This window comes from Umezawaea sp., from assembly GCF_036375055.1.
In the GTDB taxonomy this organism is placed as follows: domain Bacteria; phylum Actinomycetota; class Actinomycetes; order Mycobacteriales; family Pseudonocardiaceae; genus Umezawaea.
Genome location: NZ_DASUSQ010000162.1, coordinates 1 through 15,335, shown reverse-complemented (window position 1 = coordinate 15,335; position 15,335 = coordinate 1). Strand labels below are relative to the sequence as shown.

General features: G+C 71.9%; 15 protein-coding genes. 7 read left to right on the top strand and 8 right to left on the bottom strand.

Translation table 11 applies throughout. The features are described from left to right. Positions 1 to 1,329, bottom strand: a complete 1,329-nt coding sequence (gene egtB, locus VFZ92_RS38495) for an ergothioneine biosynthesis protein EgtB (protein WP_330882346.1) — start codon at positions 1,327 to 1,329, stop codon at positions 1 to 3. After that, positions 1,326 to 2,567, bottom strand: coding sequence for a glutamate-cysteine ligase family protein (locus tag VFZ92_RS38490; protein WP_330882344.1), 1,242 nt, complete (start codon positions 2,565 to 2,567; stop codon positions 1,326 to 1,328). The genes egtB and VFZ92_RS38490 overlap by 4 nt, the downstream gene beginning before the upstream one ends. A 164-nt stretch (positions 2,568 to 2,731) precedes the next feature. Here VFZ92_RS38490 and VFZ92_RS38485 point away from each other — a divergent pair, with 164 nt between their 5' ends. Continuing rightward, complete coding sequence (locus VFZ92_RS38485; RefSeq protein WP_330882342.1) at positions 2,732 to 3,073, top strand: metalloregulator ArsR/SmtB family transcription factor; 342 nt, start codon at positions 2,732 to 2,734, stop codon at positions 3,071 to 3,073. Then, complete coding sequence (locus VFZ92_RS38480) at positions 3,070 to 3,564, top strand: SRPBCC family protein (protein WP_330882340.1); 495 nt, start codon at positions 3,070 to 3,072, stop codon at positions 3,562 to 3,564. The genes VFZ92_RS38485 and VFZ92_RS38480 overlap by 4 nt, the downstream gene beginning before the upstream one ends. Positions 3,565 to 3,679: 115 nt before the next feature. On the opposite strand, the gene VFZ92_RS38475 is transcribed toward VFZ92_RS38480, so the two are convergent. The 3 genes from VFZ92_RS38475 to VFZ92_RS38465 all read right to left on the bottom strand — a co-directional run bounded on the left by VFZ92_RS38475 (position 3,680) and on the right by VFZ92_RS38465 (position 7,985). Beyond that, positions 3,680 to 6,115 (bottom strand): PQQ-dependent sugar dehydrogenase, encoded by a 2,436-nt coding sequence (locus VFZ92_RS38475; protein WP_330882338.1) that lies wholly within the window; start codon positions 6,113 to 6,115, stop codon positions 3,680 to 3,682. A 194-nt stretch (positions 6,116 to 6,309) separates the two neighbouring features. Beyond that, positions 6,310 to 7,083 (bottom strand): nucleotidyltransferase domain-containing protein, encoded by a 774-nt coding sequence (locus VFZ92_RS38470; protein ID WP_330882336.1) that lies wholly within the window; start codon positions 7,081 to 7,083, stop codon positions 6,310 to 6,312. A gap of 62 nt (positions 7,084 to 7,145) precedes the next feature. Further along, positions 7,146 to 7,985: a DUF5753 domain-containing protein gene (locus VFZ92_RS38465; protein ID WP_330882334.1), complete on the bottom strand. Its 840-nt coding sequence runs from the start codon at positions 7,983 to 7,985 to the stop codon at positions 7,146 to 7,148. A gap of 149 nt (positions 7,986 to 8,134) precedes the next feature. On the opposite strand from VFZ92_RS38465, the gene VFZ92_RS38460 reads away from it, so the two are divergent. After that, positions 8,135 to 8,728, top strand: a complete 594-nt coding sequence (locus VFZ92_RS38460; protein WP_330882332.1) for a helix-turn-helix domain-containing protein — start codon at positions 8,135 to 8,137, stop codon at positions 8,726 to 8,728. Positions 8,729 to 8,733: 5 nt separating this feature from the next. On the opposite strand, the gene VFZ92_RS38455 is transcribed toward VFZ92_RS38460, so the two are convergent. Then, positions 8,734 to 9,123 carry a hypothetical protein gene (locus tag VFZ92_RS38455; RefSeq protein WP_330882330.1) on the bottom strand — a complete coding sequence of 130 codons (390 nt, stop codon included), beginning with the start codon at positions 9,121 to 9,123 and terminating at the stop codon, positions 8,734 to 8,736. Between the two features lie 111 nt (positions 9,124 to 9,234). Here VFZ92_RS38455 and VFZ92_RS38450 point away from each other — a divergent pair, with 111 nt between their 5' ends. Continuing rightward, complete coding sequence (locus VFZ92_RS38450) at positions 9,235 to 10,404, top strand: MFS transporter (protein WP_330882328.1); 1,170 nt, start codon at positions 9,235 to 9,237, stop codon at positions 10,402 to 10,404. Here VFZ92_RS38450 and VFZ92_RS38445 read toward each other — a convergent pair. Then, a complete protein-coding gene (locus VFZ92_RS38445) occupies positions 10,355 to 10,885 on the bottom strand; it encodes a DUF1707 domain-containing protein (protein ID WP_330882326.1) in 531 nt (176 codons plus the stop codon). The two genes, VFZ92_RS38450 and VFZ92_RS38445, sit on opposite strands and share 50 nt — an antisense overlap. Before the next feature lie 147 nt (positions 10,886 to 11,032). Between VFZ92_RS38445 and VFZ92_RS38440 the strand changes: the two genes are divergently transcribed. Next, positions 11,033 to 11,479 carry a thioesterase family protein gene (locus VFZ92_RS38440; RefSeq protein WP_330882324.1) on the top strand — a complete coding sequence of 149 codons (447 nt, stop codon included), beginning with the start codon at positions 11,033 to 11,035 and terminating at the stop codon, positions 11,477 to 11,479. Between the two features lie 31 nt (positions 11,480 to 11,510). After that, a complete protein-coding gene (locus tag VFZ92_RS38435) occupies positions 11,511 to 12,806 on the top strand; it encodes a cytochrome P450 (RefSeq protein ID WP_330882322.1) in 1,296 nt (431 codons plus the stop codon). Positions 12,807 to 12,926: 120 nt separating this feature from the next. Here VFZ92_RS38435 and VFZ92_RS38430 read toward each other — a convergent pair whose 3' ends face one another. Continuing rightward, positions 12,927 to 14,405 (bottom strand): peptide MFS transporter, encoded by a 1,479-nt coding sequence (locus VFZ92_RS38430; RefSeq protein ID WP_330882320.1) that lies wholly within the window; start codon positions 14,403 to 14,405, stop codon positions 12,927 to 12,929. A gap of 151 nt (positions 14,406 to 14,556) precedes the next feature. Here VFZ92_RS38430 and VFZ92_RS38425 point away from each other — a divergent pair, with 151 nt between their 5' ends. Continuing rightward, positions 14,557 to 15,120 carry a TIGR03086 family metal-binding protein gene (locus VFZ92_RS38425; RefSeq protein ID WP_330882318.1) on the top strand — a complete coding sequence of 188 codons (564 nt, stop codon included), beginning with the start codon at positions 14,557 to 14,559 and terminating at the stop codon, positions 15,118 to 15,120. Positions 15,121 to 15,335: the final 215 nt, after the last annotated feature.

Sequence of the window (15,335 nt, the reverse complement as noted above, 5' to 3'; positions counted from 1 at the left end):
TCAGCTCAGCTCGGCCGCCTCCGCGTCGCGCGCACATCGGAACCCGGCGAAGATCTGCCGCCGGATCGGGTAGTCCCAGTTGCGGAACGTCGACCGCACCGCCGCCGGGTCGGCGCCGAACGAGCCGCCGCGCAGCACCTTGTACTCCGGGCCGAAGAAGACCTGGGAGTACTCGGCGTACGGGAACACCTCGAACCCGGCGTAGCCGTGGAAGTCGGAACTGGTCCACTCCCACACGTCGCCGATGAGCTGGTGCACGCCCAGCGGCGACGCCCCGGCCGGGTACGCGCCGACGGGCGCGGGCTGGAGGTGCCGCTGGCCCAGGTTGGCGTGCCGCTCGGTCGGCTCCTCGTCGCCCCACGGGTAGCGGCGCGAACGGCCGGTCGCCGGGTCGAAGCGGGCGGCCTTCTCCCACTCGACCTCGGTCGGGAGGCGCTTGCCCACCCACCTCGCGTACGCCTCGGCCTCGTGGAAGCTCACGTGCACCACGGGCTCGTCCGGCACGACCGGCGCGACGACGCCGAACCGGTCGCGGTACCACTCCGAGCCGACCCGCTCCCAGAACCGGGGCGCGACCAGCTTCGCGTGCCGCACGTGCGCCCAGCCCGCCTCGCTCCACCAGCGCTCGTCGGAGTACCCGCCCGCGTCGATGAACTCCGCGTACCGGGCGTTCGTGACGGGTGCGGTGTCGATGAAGAACGGGTCGGTGCGCGCCTGGTGCGCGGGCCGCTCGTTGTCCAGCGCCCACGCCTCGGTCGACGTGCCCATGGTGAAGTGGCCACCGGGCACCAGGACCTCCTCGGCGGGCAGCGGGGAGCCGGGTGGCGGCGGTGGCGCGTCCAGCACCGGGGCTCCGACGCGGAGCTGGTGCGTGGCCAGCATCGTCTCGTCGTGCTGCTGCTCGTGCTGCACGATCATGCCGAACGCGAACCCGCCGTCGAGCAGCCTGCGCCCCTCGAACCTCGCCGTCTCCAGCACGTCGAACACCTTGTTCCGCACCTCGCCGACGTACTGCCTGGCCTCGGCGGGGGTGAGCAGCGGCAGCTCGGGGCGGGAGGCGCGGGAGTGCTTGAACGCGTCGTACAGCTCGTCGATGTCGCTGCGCACCGGTTCCCGGCCGCCGACGTCGCGCACGAGCCACAGCTCTTCCTGGTTGCCGATGTGCGCGAAGTCCCACACCAGCGGGGACATCAGCTTCGAGTGCTGCCGCACGAGGTCGTGCTCGTCCACCGCGTCGGTCAACGCGGTGCTGCGGGCGCGCGACCGTTCGAGCTGCGCGGCCACGTGCTCGCGGAGGCGGTCGGTGCCGAGGTCGTCGATGCTGGTCATGGCGTGGCCCCTCCGGACTTCTCGGCGAGTGTGCGGTGCAGTTCCTCGGCGACGGCGGCGTTCTGCCCGATGGACAGGTCGGTGCGCTCCAGCGCCCGGCAGCCGATGTCGACCACGGCGCGGGCGGCCTCGCCCACGAGCGGGTCGGCGAGCCCGTGGCGGGCGGCCGACAGCCACCGGCCCGCGGCGGGTTCCGTCGCGGCCAGCACCTCGTCCACGACGGACGGAGCGCTGAACAGGGCGGCCATCAGCACCACCGGGGGGATCCACCGCCCTTCCGGCGGGGTGTCGAGGTAGCGCACCTCCATGTACCCGCGCGGCCGGACCGGCGGGAACTGGAGCGACAGGTGGTAGTCCAGGTCGGCGCGGGTGGGGGCGCGGTCGAACGCGCCGTCGATCCACTCCGCGAAGGTCGCCCGGTGCGGGGGGATCCAATCCGGGCCGGGGCGGCGGACCACGATCACCGGCGTGTCCAGGACCCGCCGGGCCCACGCCCCGGCCGGGTCGGCGCAGCTCGCCGCGGCGGGTCTCGTGCGCACCGGGTCCGTGCCGTACAGCGTGCGCATCCGCGCAGACGCCCAGTCCGGTCTCCGCCCGTTCACACCGGGCGAGTTCGCGAACAGGGCGTTCAGCACCGGGCCGAGCGCGTGCACGGCGGCCCAGCGCGCGTTCAGGTGCTCCCGCAGCCCGAAGTCCAGGCACACCTGGAGCCCGGCCGTGCTGCACATCATCGTGATGCCCTCGGGGCCGATCGAGCTGAAGGCGTGCTCCATGGCCGCGTACCTCGGCACGCGCAGCATCCGCGTCGGCGGGCGGAACGGGTCGGCGCCCCGGCCGCCCAGCACCAGGTCGGCGGAGGCGAGGAGTGCTCGGAGTTGGGTGACGTCCTCCCCCACGGTCTTCAGCAGTTCCGTGAGCGAACCGCGCGGTGGGGTGGAGATCTCGACCTGCCCACCGGGTTCGACGGTGAGCGGGGTGCCGCTGGGCAGTGGCCGCTGCGGGCTGTCCGGGACGAGGGTGGGTGGTGCGTGCCGCCCCAGCGCCGCGGCGAGGACGGCCGCGTCGAGCTGTCGGGTCGGGTCTTCTCGGTGGTGGACGGTCCATTCGATTTCGACGCCGAACAGGCGTGGTGGCCCGTGCTTGAAGCACACCGACGCGACGTACGCCTCGGCCTCCGCACGGTCCCGGAACACCTCGGGGCCGGGCCCCGGAGCCGAGACGTTACGCACAGCAGTCACTTCCGACACTCCCCGTGATCATTCGTCGGTTTTCGACGCTACACGGCAGCACCGACAGCCGCACGCGTCGCAAAAGGGCGGACACCTCACGGATCAGGGACGACGGGACACCCCTCGTTCATTCCCCCCTTGACATATCCCCATATGGGTATATGTTTTGTCCCATGGCACGAGCACCCACCACGGCGGACGCCTTCAACGCGGTCGCGGAGCCCCGCAGGCGGCAGATCCTCGACCTGCTCGCCCGCGGCGAACGCGCGGTCAACGACCTCGTCGACCTGCTCGGCCTGGCGCAGCCGCTGGTGTCCAAACACCTGCGGGTGCTCAGGGAGGTGGGCCTGGTGGAGGTGCGCGACTCCGGACGGCAGCGGCTGTACCGCCTCAACGCGGCTCCGCTCAAACCCATCCACGACTGGGTCAAGAACTACGAGCGCTCGTGGGAGGAGCGCTTCGCGGCGCTCGACGACGTGCTGGAAGAACTCAAGTCCGAGGAGGACGAACGATGACGGGAACGACGACGGGCACCGCGGTGGTCACGCTCCCCAGCGACACGCGGATCCTGATCACGCGCGAGTTCAACGCGCCCAGGCACCTGGTGTTCCGGGCCTGGACCGAGCCGGAGCTGATCAAGCGCTGGTGGAGCGGCGGGCACGGCGAGGTGACCGTGGCCGAGGTGGACCTGCGCGTCGGCGGCGCGTGGCGGTACGCGCTCGTGACGCCCGAGGGGTACGAGGTCGCGTTCCACGGCGAGTACCGCGAGGTCGTGGCGAACGAGCGGCTCGTGTGCACGGAGGCCTACGAGGGCATCCCCGACCCGGACGAGAACGCCGCGCTGTGCACGTACGACTTCGAGGAGGAGGGCGGCCGGACCACCCTGAGGGTCCTGGTGGAGCACCGGACGAGGGAGGGGCGGGACGCCCACATCGACTCCGGGATGGAGTCGGGGATGCAGAAGGGCCTCGACCTGCTGGAGGAGATCGCGGTCTCCCTGGCCTGACGAGCGGTCCACGTGGACCGTCCTCCATGGACGGGTGGGGTGCTCCCGGAACAGGAGCACCCCACCCGTCCACCGCGTCGAGCGCGTCGAGCGCGTCGAGCGCGTCGAGCGGTGGTCAGCGGGCGGTCGTGGCCCCGTTCCGCCCACCCGCGTAGACGATGTCGACCAGCAGCACGCGGTCGTTGTCCGGCACACCGTCCTTGTCGGTCGTGGTGGTCAGCCAGACGTCGCCGTCGGGGTCGACCTCGACCGTGCGCAGCCGGTCGTAGGTGCCCTGGAAGTACGTCTTCTGGTCGACGAGGTCGCCACCGCCGTCGATGGTCATGCGGTAGACGCGCTGGCCGACCGTGGTGGCCACGAAGACGTGGTCGTTGACGATCGTCAGACCGCTGGGCGAGGCCGCGCTGGTCGCCCAGACCTTCTTGGGCGCGGTGAACCCGGCGCACGAGCCGCCGGTGCCCTCGCAGTTGGGCCAGCCGTAGTTGCCGCCCTTGGTGATCAGGTTGACCTCGTCCTGGCTGGTGTTGCCGAACTCGGCCTCCCACAGGCGGCCCTGCGAGTCGAAGTCCAGGCCCTGCGGGTTGCGGTGGCCCTTGCTCCACACGGCGTTGCCGAACGGGTTGTCCGACGGGATCGAGCCGTCGGGGTTGATGCGCAGGACCTTCCCGTTGAGCGAGCCGTTGTTCTGCGCGTTGGCGCTGTTCTGCGCGTCACCGGAGGAGATGTAGAGCTTGCCGTCCGGACCGAAGCGCAGGCGTCCGCCGTTGTGGTAGCGGTTCTTCGCCATGCCCTGCAACAGGATCTGGTACGTGTTCTGCACCAGCGCGCCGTTCTCGTACTTGATCCGCACGACGCGGTTGCCCTCGGCCGCCGTGTGGTAGACGTACAGCCAGTGGTCGGTGGCGAAGGTCGGCGAGACCTCCAGGCCGAGCAGGCCGCCCTCGCCGTTCGTCCCCACCGCCTGGGAGATCCGGCCCGCCGACGTCTTCTGCCCGCTCTTGGTCAACCTGGTGACCGTGAACGTCTCGCGCTCGCTGAACAGCGCGGAGCCGTCCGGCAGGAACACCACGCCCCACGCCACGTCGACACCGCTCGCGAGGGTGCTGACCGCGCCGGGGTCCGGTGTCCCGGTGGGACCGCCCGCGCTCGGGGTCGCCCTGATCTCGTTGCTGGAGCCGGAGAGGTTGCCCTGGGCGTCGCGCGCCCTGACGGTGAACGCGTACTCCGTGCCCGCCGTCAGCCCCGCCGACGTGGTGCTGGTCGCGGTGCCGTCCGCCGTGCCGGTCCGCACGCCGTCGCGGAAGACCTCGTACCCGGTCACACCGACGTCGTCGGTCGACGCGGTCCACGCCAGGTCGACGCTCGTGGCCGACTTCCCGGTCGTGCGCAGGGTTCCCGGCGCGGTCGGCGCCACGGTGTCCGGGGGCGCCGGGTCCGTCCGCACGAGGAGGTTGTCGCCGGCCGCGGAGACGTTGCCCGCCGCGTCCTTGGAGAAGACCGTCCAGTCGTACTCGGTGTCCGGGACCAGACCGGTCGCGGTGGCCTGGAGGACGTTGCCGACGCTGGTGACGAGCTGGCCGTGCTGGTACACGTCGTAACCGGTCACGCCGACGTTGTCGCTGCCCGCGCTCCAGGCCAGCGACACGGTGGTCGCGGACTTGCCGGTCGAGCGCAGGCCCGAGGGCGGCTGCGGCCTCTCGGTGTCGGCCGGGCCGCTGAAGCGGATGCCGAGCCTGTCCGCGTTCGGGCCGCCGTCCGCGGTGGTGGACGCGGTCCTGACCTCGTTCACCCCGGCGACCAGGGGCAGGGTCACCTCGGCGGTCCGCCACGTCGTCCACGCGCCGGTCGGCGGGAACGCCACGGTCGTCGCGGCACCGCCGTTCGCGCTGATCGCCAGGGGCCGGTCGACCGCGGTTCCGTTGGCGTAGCGGAAGGTCAGCACGTGCGCGCCCGCCTGGACGACCGTCGCGGTGTACTCGACCGAGCTGCCGACCACGTTGTCGTAGTTGACGAACCCGGTGCCGGAGAAGCCCGCCCAGTTCGACTCGACGACGCCCTGCGAGATGGTCGCCCGCTCGGACTCGTGGTCGGAGGCGGGCACGCCCGCGGCGTCCACGTCGAGGTGGTCGACGTTCGCGGCGCCGGTCGCGCCCGCGGAGGTGATGCGGATCTTGTTCGCGCCGGGCGCGAGCTGGGCCGTGGTCGTCAGGTTCGCCCACGTCGTCCACGCACCGGTCGCCGGGAACGCCAGGTCGTCCTGGACGACCTCGCCGTTCACGGAGACGTCCGCGGGCCGGTTGTCCGCGGTGCCGTTGGCGTAGCGGATGGTGAGCGTCGCCGGACCGGCCTGCGCGGCCGTCGCGGTGAACTCGACCGAGCTGCCGACGGTGTTGTCCGGGTTCACGAACCCGGAGCCGGAGAAGCCCGCGTGGTTCGACTCCACCACGGCCCGCGACAGCGCGGCGTTCTCGGCCTCGTAGCGGGTGGGCGCGGCCGAGGCCACCCCCGGCAGGGACACCGCGGCCAACGCTGTCGCCGCGGCTGCGGTCATGGCGCACGCGGCACGGGGCCGCCCGCTGTTCCTCGGTACCACTTGAGTGCCTCCCGCGAGCAGGGGTGGGACGTCCGCGGCGACGGTTGAGGAATCCTCGTTAAAGTAAGGAAACTTTCCTTACTGTTCGGATCACACCAGTCGCCCCCTCGCGTGTCAATGGTCTGCACCAGGCTGATGGAAAGCGGTTGCTTTCACCGTAGGTGGTCGCGGGCGAGCGCGCGCGTCGAGCGCAGCGCGGCGGGCAGGTCGCCCGCGAGGTGACCCAGCGCCCGCTCGACGGCCTCCGGGTAGCCCGGTGCGAACTCGCCCGCCAGCCGCACCGACCCCTTCTCGTTGGTCAGGTAGCGCCGCTCCCGCGCGAACAGCACCTGCGTGAGGCACGCGACGGCCCGGTAGACGCAGCCCGTCACGTAGGCGGTGTCGCCCCGCCCGGCCGCCGACTCGGCCGTGTCCAGGGCGAAGTCGACCTCCCAGCCGAACCGGCTGATCAACGCCTCGGCCAGCGGCTCGGGGTACGGGTCGGTCAGCGCGCGCAGGTCGGCGAGCAGCCCGTGCGGGTCGTGCAGCGGCACGCACTGCGCCACCTCGCCCGCGTAGATCGCCGTGACGAACCCGTGCGGGTGGCCGACCTGGTGGTGGATCTCCGGTCTGCCCGCCGCGCACTCCAGGACCACCTCGCGGACCCGGCGGGCGTCGCGCAGCAGGACGTCGACCTTGACGCCGTCGACCCCGGCCCAGACGCCGCCGTTGATCCACGGACCCCACTCGCCGTACCGGCCGAAGCCGATGACCTCGCCGAGCCCGGCCACCGCGGCGAGGATCGCGTCGAAGTCCGGCGGCGACTCGTAGTACAGGCCGATGTCGTAGTCGGAGTCCGGGCTCGCGTTGCCCCGAGCCCTCGACCCGCCGAGCGCCAGGGCCACACCGGGCAGGCCGGACAGCGCAGCACGAACCCGATCCTCCACGTGCTCGACGTTAGCGCTCCTCCCGCGGGAGCCGGGAACGCCGTCCACCGCACTCGCGCGGGTCAGGCCCGCGACCGCTCGTAGTGGTCGGCCCAGCGGACGAACTCCGACCGCGACTCCCCCGCGTCCAGCGCCAGGCGGTGCAGGTCGCCGATCACGCGCAGGTGCCGCTCGACCACGTCGGGACGCCCGGACCGGACGCTGAAGGTGAGGCCCGCCGCGTGGACCACCGGCTCGCCGTCCTCGAACTCCACGAGCCGGAAGGGGTTGGTCATCCAGTCCCGGTTGCCGACCCGGAACGGCACCAGCCGGATCTCGACGTGGTCCCGCTCGCCCAGCAGGACGAGTCGCAGCAGTTGGGCGGCCATGACCCGCCGGTCGCCGACCCCGTTGTGCAGCGCGGCCTCGTGGAGGAAGAACCTCGCCCGCGGCGGCCCGGATCCCCGCAGGACCTCCTGGCGCTCCGTCCGGGCGCTCACCGCCGGTTCGGCGGACTCGCCGCCGGACCGGGTGATCGCCCGTGCGTAGTCCCCGGTCTGGAGGAGACCGGGGACGCGCATCGCCTCGTAGGCCACCACGGCCGCGGCCCTGCGCTCGTCGGCGACCAGCGCCCGGACGCCGTCGAGGCGGGTCCGGACGGTGTACCCCGGCTCGCCCGCGGTGGTGGGGGTGCGGTCCAGCGACGCCCCGTCGCCCCGGCAGGAGCCGATCAGTCCGATGAGGTCGACCACGGCCGCGCCCCTGGAGCCCGCCCCCGGCGTCGACGGCGCGGCCGTCGACCAGCCGAGCCCCTCGGCGAGCGCGGCCGGGTCCAGCCAGCGCCGCGTCCGGACGGCCCGCGCCTCGTCGCCCGGCTCACGCGTGCGGGCGGCTGACGGCCGAAAGTCTCCAGGTGCATCCACGGTTGGTGACGATATTGCGGTCTGACCTGGGTGTTCGACTTCGACGCCGCTAATCCACCCCAAAGGATCACGTGGATGGGCGGGGCCGCAGCGTCACAATCCGTACGTACGGATTGGATTTCCGCAGTCGGTGCTGGGACCATCGCGAGATGCCCAGGGTCAGCCAGGACCATCTCGACGCCCGTCGCCGCCAGATCCTCGACGGAGCACGCGCCTGCTTCGCGCGCTACGGCTACGAGGGCGCGACGGTGAGGCGGCTGGAGGAGGCTACCGGCCTGTCCCGCGGGGCGATCTTCCACCACTTCCGGGACAAGGAGTCGCTGTTCCTCGCCCTGGCGGAGGACGACGCGCTCCGGATGGCGGACGTGGTGGCGGCGCAGGGGCTCGTGCAGGTGATGCGGGACCTCCTGATGGTCCAGGAACCGTCCACGGAGGACCACCCGGCCGACTGGCTCGGCACCCGCCTGGAGGTGTCGCGACGACTCCGCACCGACCCGGAGTTCCGCGCCCGCTGGGCGGAGCGCTCGTCGCAGCTCACCCGCGCGACCCGTGAACGCCTGCTGCGCCAGCGGGAAGCGGGGAACCTGCGCGACGACGTGGACGTCGACGTCCTCACCAGCTTCCTCGAACTCGTGCTCGAAGGCCTCGTCTCCCACCTCGCGATGGGCCTGCCCGCCGACGACCTCGGGCCGGTGCTCGACCTGGTGGAGGAGACGGTGCGCCGCAGGCGACGCACCCCCTGACCGGCTCAGACCGCGAGCGCGGCCTTGACCTTGGTGATGGCCGCGCTCTCGACCCGCGACACGCTGCCGTCGGCCGACGCCGCCGCGTCGCACACCGACACCACCGCCGACGGGAACGTGCGGCCGACCCTGGGCGCCTTCGCCCTGAGGATCGCCATCGACTCGCTCAGCGCGGACAGCACCGCGTCCTCGATCTGCGAGACGGGACCCCTGGGGAGCTTGGGGAACTCGGTCCCGAGCGCTTCCTGCAACTCCGGGGAAAGCTCCTTGATCGCCTTGGCGCTCGCGGAACCCTCCACCTCCATGGAACCCGGATCGGCGTTGGACACCAGCAGTGCCGCACCGTAGACCGCGATGCGGAGCGTCTGGCGTTCCTCGTCGGTGTACTCAGTCATGTGATCACCGTAAAACGCGGTACACGTGAAGTCACCGCTCAGGTGCGGTACGTACTCGAAATGGCTAAGCGCTTCGACCGTCCGTGATCAGCGCCGCACTAGGGTGATCGGGTGCGCGTGTACCTGCTGTCCGCCGGCCTGGCCCGGTTGGCGGACGAGATGGTGGGGCTCGCGCTGGTGCTGTTCGTGTTGGCGCGCACCGGCAGCCAGGTGCTGGCGGGTGCCGCGGTGGCCGCGTACACGGTGCCGTCGATCGTGTCCGGCCCGCTGCTCGGCGCGTGGCTGGACCGCACCCGCAGGCCGCTGATCGCGTTGGCGGGCAACCAGTTCCTGCTCGCCGCGACGACGGCCGCGCTGCTCGTGGCGGCAGGCGGGGCGCCGTCGGCCGTGGTGCTGGGGCTCGCGTTCCTGGCCGGGATCACGCTGCCGATGACCAGCGGCGGCTTCACCAGCCTGCTGCCGAGGCTGGCCACCGACCTGCCGCGCGCGACGGCGGCGGACGCGCTGCTGTTCAACGCCGCCGCGCTCGGCGGACCCGCGCTGACGGGGGTGCTGGCCGCCGTGGTCGGCGGGGACGGCCCGGTGGTGGTCATCGGCGTCCTGGCGCTCGTGGCGGGGCTGTGCGCGCTGGGGCTGGGGGTGCCGCCGCACGAGGCCGTCGAGCACCCGCCGCTGCGGCGGGCGGTGCGCGACGGGACGCGGCACCTGGTGACCACGCCCCCGCTGCGCGGCGCGACCCTGGCCACGGTCCTCGGCCACGGCGCGATCGGACTGCTGGCGACCGCGCTCCCGGTGCACGTCGCGGCGCTCGGGCACCCAGGGGGCGCGGCCGGGTTCGTGTGGGCGGCGATGGAGGTCGGGTGCGTGGTGAGCCTGCTGTCGCTGCGCCGCCACCTGCCCCGCTGGAGGCCGGAGCAGGTGGTGTTCGCGACGGTGGCGGCGTCCGGGGTGGCGCTGGCGACGTGGCCGCTCGCGCCGGGCTTCGGGGTGCTGCTGGGCCTCGGCGTGCTCGTGGGGCTCGCGCAGGGGCCGACGCTGACGTCGATCATCACCGCCCGCCAGCGGTACACCCCGCCGACGCTGCTCGGCCAGGTGTCGACCACCGGGGCCAGCCTGAAGATCGGCGCGTTCGCCGTGGGCGCTGCCGTCGGCGGCGGGCTGCACGACCCGGCGGCGGTGTTCCTGCTGGCGGCGGCGACGCAGGTCGCCGCCGCCGTCCTGGGGTTCGCGGCTAGTTCACGGCGTACCGCGCCCAGTGCGAGTCGGGGCGCACGACCCTGAGGTTGCCGAGCGTGGACCTGCCGGTGACGGTGATGACCGGGCCGCCCGCCGCCGTCGGCGCGCCGGGCAGGGCGCGCTTGCCGAACCGGGCCGTGCCGCCGTCGAGCACCACGGCCGCCTCGGACACCAGCACGGTGACCTTGCCGCAGAACGACGACGCCTCGACCTCGACCCGCTCCCCCGCGGGCAGGCCGGACAGGTCGAGCACGACGGCGCCGAACGTCGCCCGCGCCTCGACGCGCCGGGACACCGGAGCGCTGTGGATCTTGCTGGCCACGGCGTGGACCCGTTGCGGCGCGGCGGTCACGGCGAGGTCGGCGAGCACCGGGGCGAGATCGGTGGAGACCTGCGCGGCGTAGACGGCCTGGACGCGGTCGAAGTGCTCCTCCCACGTCAGCCGCCCTTCGGCGACGGCCTGGTTCAGCACCACGACGGCCTGTTCCCGCTCCTGGTCCGACACCCGGAGCACCGGCTGGGTCACCACGATCACCTCTTGTCCACCAATCTTCTTAGTAGCCGAGAGTCTTGCGCGGCTGAGCCACCGTCGTCAAGCACCGCGACCGGACGGACACCGACCGTGACGGAACCGTGCTTGGCCAACGGGTGGGGATCGGCCAGTATCCGAGTCATGGCTCCTGCTCGCCCTGCCCACGTCCACCGGGTGCGGGTGCGCCCGGCCGACTGCGACCACCGGGGTGTGGTGCACAGCTCCCGGTACCCCGTCTTCTTCGAGGCCGCGATGGTCGAGACCCTGCGCTCGCTGCTGGGCTCCTACAAGGAGCTGGAGCGCACCGGCGTCGAGTTCGTCGTCGAGGAGGCGTCCCTGCGCCTCACCGGCTCGGCGCGGTTCGACGACCTGCTCAAGATCGGCGTGCGGGTGAGGTCGATGGGCACCACGTCGGTGACGCTCGGCTTCGACGTCGACGTGGACGGCGTTCCCGTCGCGACCGGGTGGAACCGGTACGTCGCCGTCGGCACGCTGGAACTGCGGCACACCGCGATCCCCGACGGCGTGCGGAAGGTGTTCCAGGTCCGGGAGGCGGCTCGGCGGGAACCCGCGCGCCGAGGTACTTGAACACTCTTCGCGTTGGCGTCACCGTGGACGCATGCCGTCTCAACTGAAGAACACCGCGATCCTCGCACTGGGGCGCGGGATGGTGGCCGTCTACGGCGCGCTGGGCGATCCGGGCGCGAAGCTGTTCCGGAAGTCCTCCAAGAAGGACCCGTACCCGCTGTACGAATCGGTGCGCGCCAAGGGTGAACTGGTGCCCACCAGGCTCGGGCTGCTGATGACGGCCGAGCACTCCATCGCGAGCGAGGTGCTGCGCGACCCCCGGTGGGGCATCCTCTCGCCGTCGGACATGTCGATGATCGACGAGACGGCCTACACCGCGGACGGCCGCGTGCTGGTGAACCCGTTGAAGACCTCGTTCCTCATGCGCAACCCGCCCGACCACACGCGGCTGCGCAAGTACGTCGGCGGCTGGTTCACGCCCCGCGCGCTGCGGCAGCAGATGCCCGCGATCGAGCGCGTCATCGAGGACTTCCTCGACCGCGCGGAGGCGAAGGGCACGTTCGACCTGGTCGACGACTTCGCCAAGCGCGTGCCGGTCCAGGTGATCGCCGACCTGCTCGGCGTGCCGTCGAGCGACCACGAGAGCTTCATCCGCTGGGGCACGGCGCTGGTCAGCTCCATCGACGGCGTGCGGGACACGCGGGAGCTGCGGCTGCTCCAGGACACGCTGCGCGAGTTCGACGAGTTCCTCGGCGGGCTGGTCGAGCACCGCAGGCGCGAGCCGGGCGACGACATCGTCAGCGAACTGGTCGCGCACGACGACCTCGCGCTGGACGACCTGATCGCCACCACCGAACTGCTGCTCGTGGCGGGTTTCGAGACGACGGTGAACCTCATCGGCACGGCGGCCAACGCCGTCCTCGGGCACCCAGGGGTGCGGGAGAAGCTGCTGGCCGACCCGTCCTACGCCGACCGCGTGGTCGAGGAGGCGCTGCGGTGGGACCCGCCGGTGCAGTACGTCGCGCGCGTGCCGCTGGAGCCGGTGGAACTCCTGGGGCGGCGGATGTCCGCCGGGCAGCCGGTGATGATGATCCTGGCGGCGGCGAACCGCGACCCGAAGGTGTTCACCGACCCGCACCGGTTCGACCCCGACCGCGAGGACCTCGGCAAGCACCTGGCGTTCTCGTCGGGCATCCACTACTGCCTCGGCGCGAACCTGGCCCGCATGGAGGCCGCCGCGGCGGTGCGCGGGCTGTTCCGCCGGTTCCCCGGACTGCGGGCGGCGGGGCCGATGTCCCGACGCCCTTCCCCCACCATCAGGGGTGCTCTGCACTTCCCGGTGAACGTGGGAGTGCCACAGCGATCACTCGCCGTCGACAAGAATTGACGTCACCCACCCGTTCAGGGCGATAAAGGCTCGGCGCTCCACGGAGTAGGGCATTCTGGAGTGAAGCGGACGACCCGCCGCACCGCCGCCGCGGCGGGCCTCCGCGATTTCTTCCCCGCCTCAGTCGACGCCGCGCATCAGTTCCCTGATCTTCGGTGAGAACACGAGCAGCAGCACGCCGAGCCCCATGGCGACCGCGCCGAGGATCCCGAAGTACGCCACCGCCGCGTCGTCGCTGTAGAGCTTCACCACCTGCGCCCCGATGCCCTGGCCCGCGGCGCTGGACAGGAAGAACAGGCCCATCGTCTGCGCCGCGAACGCGCGCGGGGCCAGTTTGGTGGTCACCGAGAGGCCGACCGGGGACAGGAGCAGCTCACCGCAGGTCATCACGAAGAACACCAGCACGAGCCACAGGGGCGACACCTCGTCGTCCGGTCCGCCCGCCTGGCTCGCCGCCATCGCGACGAGGAACGAGAGCCCGACGAACAGCAGACCGCCGCTGAACTTGCGCGGCGTCGCGGGCTGCCGCGTGCCCAGCCTCATCCACAGCAGCGCGAACAGCGGCGCGAACACGATGATCATCACCGGGTTGATCGACTGGAAGAACGACGGCGGGAACTCGATGCCGAAGATGCTGTTCCGGACGCTCGTGTCGGCGAAGGCCGCGATCACCGTGGCGGCCTGCTCGTAGAGCAGCCAGAAGATGACCGCGGCGATGAACAGCGGGATGTAGGCGACGAGCCGGGTGCGCTCGACCGGGGTGGTCCTGGGGCTGCGCATCATCACGGTGAAGTAGACGACCGGCAGGACGACGGACACGACGCTGAGCAGGTTGACGACGCCCTCGCCGGACAGCAGGCCCGTCGCGATCAGCACCCCGAGCACGGCGACCACGCCGAGCGAGACCGCGGTGATCCGACCCAGGACGCGGGCGCGGTCGGCGTCGGGCAGCGGGTTGGCGGGGCGGTCGCTCGCCTCGCCGAGGTGCTTGCGGCCCACCTGGTACTGCACGAGGCCGAACGCCATGCCGACGGCGGCGGCGCCGAACCCGAGGTGCCAGTTGACCTGCTGGCCGAGGAAGCCGCAGACCAGCGGGGCGATGAACGCGCCGAGGTTGACGCCCGTGTAGAAGATCGAGAAACCCGCGTCCCGCCTCGGGTCGTGCTCGCCGTAGAGGTCGCCGACGATGTTCGACACGTTCGGCTTCAGCAGCCCGGTGCCGAGCACGATCAGGACCAGGCCGAGGTAGACGCCCGCCAGACCGATCGGCACCGCGAGCGCGACGTGCCCGAGCATGATCAGCACGCCGCCGTGCAGCACGGCCCGCTGGCTGCCGAGCACGCGGTCTGCGAGCCACCCGCCCGCGACGCCGGACATGTACACCGACGAGCCGTAGATGGCGACGAGCGACAGCGCGGCGCCCTTGTCGACGCCCAGCCCGCCCTCGGACACCGAGTAGTACAGGTAGTAGGCGAGGATCGCCTTCATGCCGTAGTAGGAGAACCGCTCCCAGAGCTCCGTGAAGAAGAGCGTGCTCAGTCCTCTGGGGTGTCCGAGGAACCCGCGCCGCGGTGCCTCGGCCGCGCTGGTGGCGCTCAAAGCTCATCTCCTCACGTCGTGTCGGCACGTCGACGTGCCGACCACGCAGATTAGGCCGTACGGGTGCACCGGCCGAAACCGGCGGTCCACCATGTGGCCCAGGCCACTTCTTCGAGGTGCGTACCCCGAAATCCTTTGGTGCACTCGTCACGTGGATCTGATCGAGGCACACGGGCTGGCCATCACCGAGTTCGACCGACGGGTGCGGCGGGTGCGTCCGGAACACTGGGCGCTCGGCACGCCGTGCGAGAAGTGGTCGGTCAGAGACCTCGTGGGCCACCTGGTCCAGGAGCAGCTGTGGGCACCCGAACTGCTGGCCGGGTGCACGGTCGAGCAGGTGGGCGACCGGTTCGACCACGACAACCTCGGGAGCGACCCGCTGCACTCCTGGGTGCTCGCCGCCGCCGCCGCGCGCGAGGCGTGGATCACGCCGAAGGCGCTCCAGCGGCCGGTGCACCTGAGCAGCGGCAAGAGCACCGCCGTGGAGTACGGCTGGCAGATGACGACCGACCTGGCCGTGCACTCGTGGGACCTCGCCCGAGCCGTCGGCGCGGACGAGCGGATCAACCCCGGCCTGGCCAGGGCGGTGCTGGAGCACGTCTCGCCGAACGCCGAGGAGTGGCGGGCGGCCGGGCTGTTCGGACCGGCCGTGGCCGTCCCGGACGCCGCCGACCCGCAGACGCGGCTGCTCGCGCTGACGGGGCGGACGCCCTGACCGGACACGCCTGAGAGCGGCGGACCGGGTGCACCTGCTGCCTGCCGCCGTGATCGCACGGCAGGAGTCGAGGAGCGGATTCAGGACAGCGACCGCAGGTGTCGCACCTTCGCAGGCCCGTCGACGTGGCCCGCGGTGATCCGCCTGGTGAGTTCTTCCAGCCGTTCCCCGGTGATGTGGTCGTCGGGCTGGTAGACGACCACCCTGGTCTGCGG

What these genes read in the sequence shown, in the direction of transcription:
- egtB (WP_330882346.1), bottom strand. Translation starts at nt 1,329, where the DNA reads ATGACCAGCATCGACGACCTCGGCACCGACCGCCTCCGCGAGCACGTG.
- VFZ92_RS38485 (WP_330882342.1), top strand. Translation starts at nt 2,732, where the DNA reads ATGGCACGAGCACCCACCACGGCGGACGCCTTCAACGCGGTCGCGGAG.
- VFZ92_RS38480 (WP_330882340.1), top strand. Translation starts at nt 3,070, where the DNA reads ATGACGGGAACGACGACGGGCACCGCGGTGGTCACGCTCCCCAGCGAC.
- VFZ92_RS38475 (WP_330882338.1), bottom strand. Translation starts at nt 6,115, where the DNA reads ATGACCGCAGCCGCGGCGACAGCGTTGGCCGCGGTGTCCCTGCCGGGG.
- VFZ92_RS38460 (WP_330882332.1), top strand. Translation starts at nt 8,135, where the DNA reads ATGCCCAGGGTCAGCCAGGACCATCTCGACGCCCGTCGCCGCCAGATC.
- VFZ92_RS38455 (WP_330882330.1), bottom strand. Translation starts at nt 9,123, where the DNA reads ATGACTGAGTACACCGACGAGGAACGCCAGACGCTCCGCATCGCGGTC.
- VFZ92_RS38440 (WP_330882324.1), top strand. Translation starts at nt 11,033, where the DNA reads ATGGCTCCTGCTCGCCCTGCCCACGTCCACCGGGTGCGGGTGCGCCCG.
- VFZ92_RS38435 (WP_330882322.1), top strand. Translation starts at nt 11,511, where the DNA reads ATGCCGTCTCAACTGAAGAACACCGCGATCCTCGCACTGGGGCGCGGG.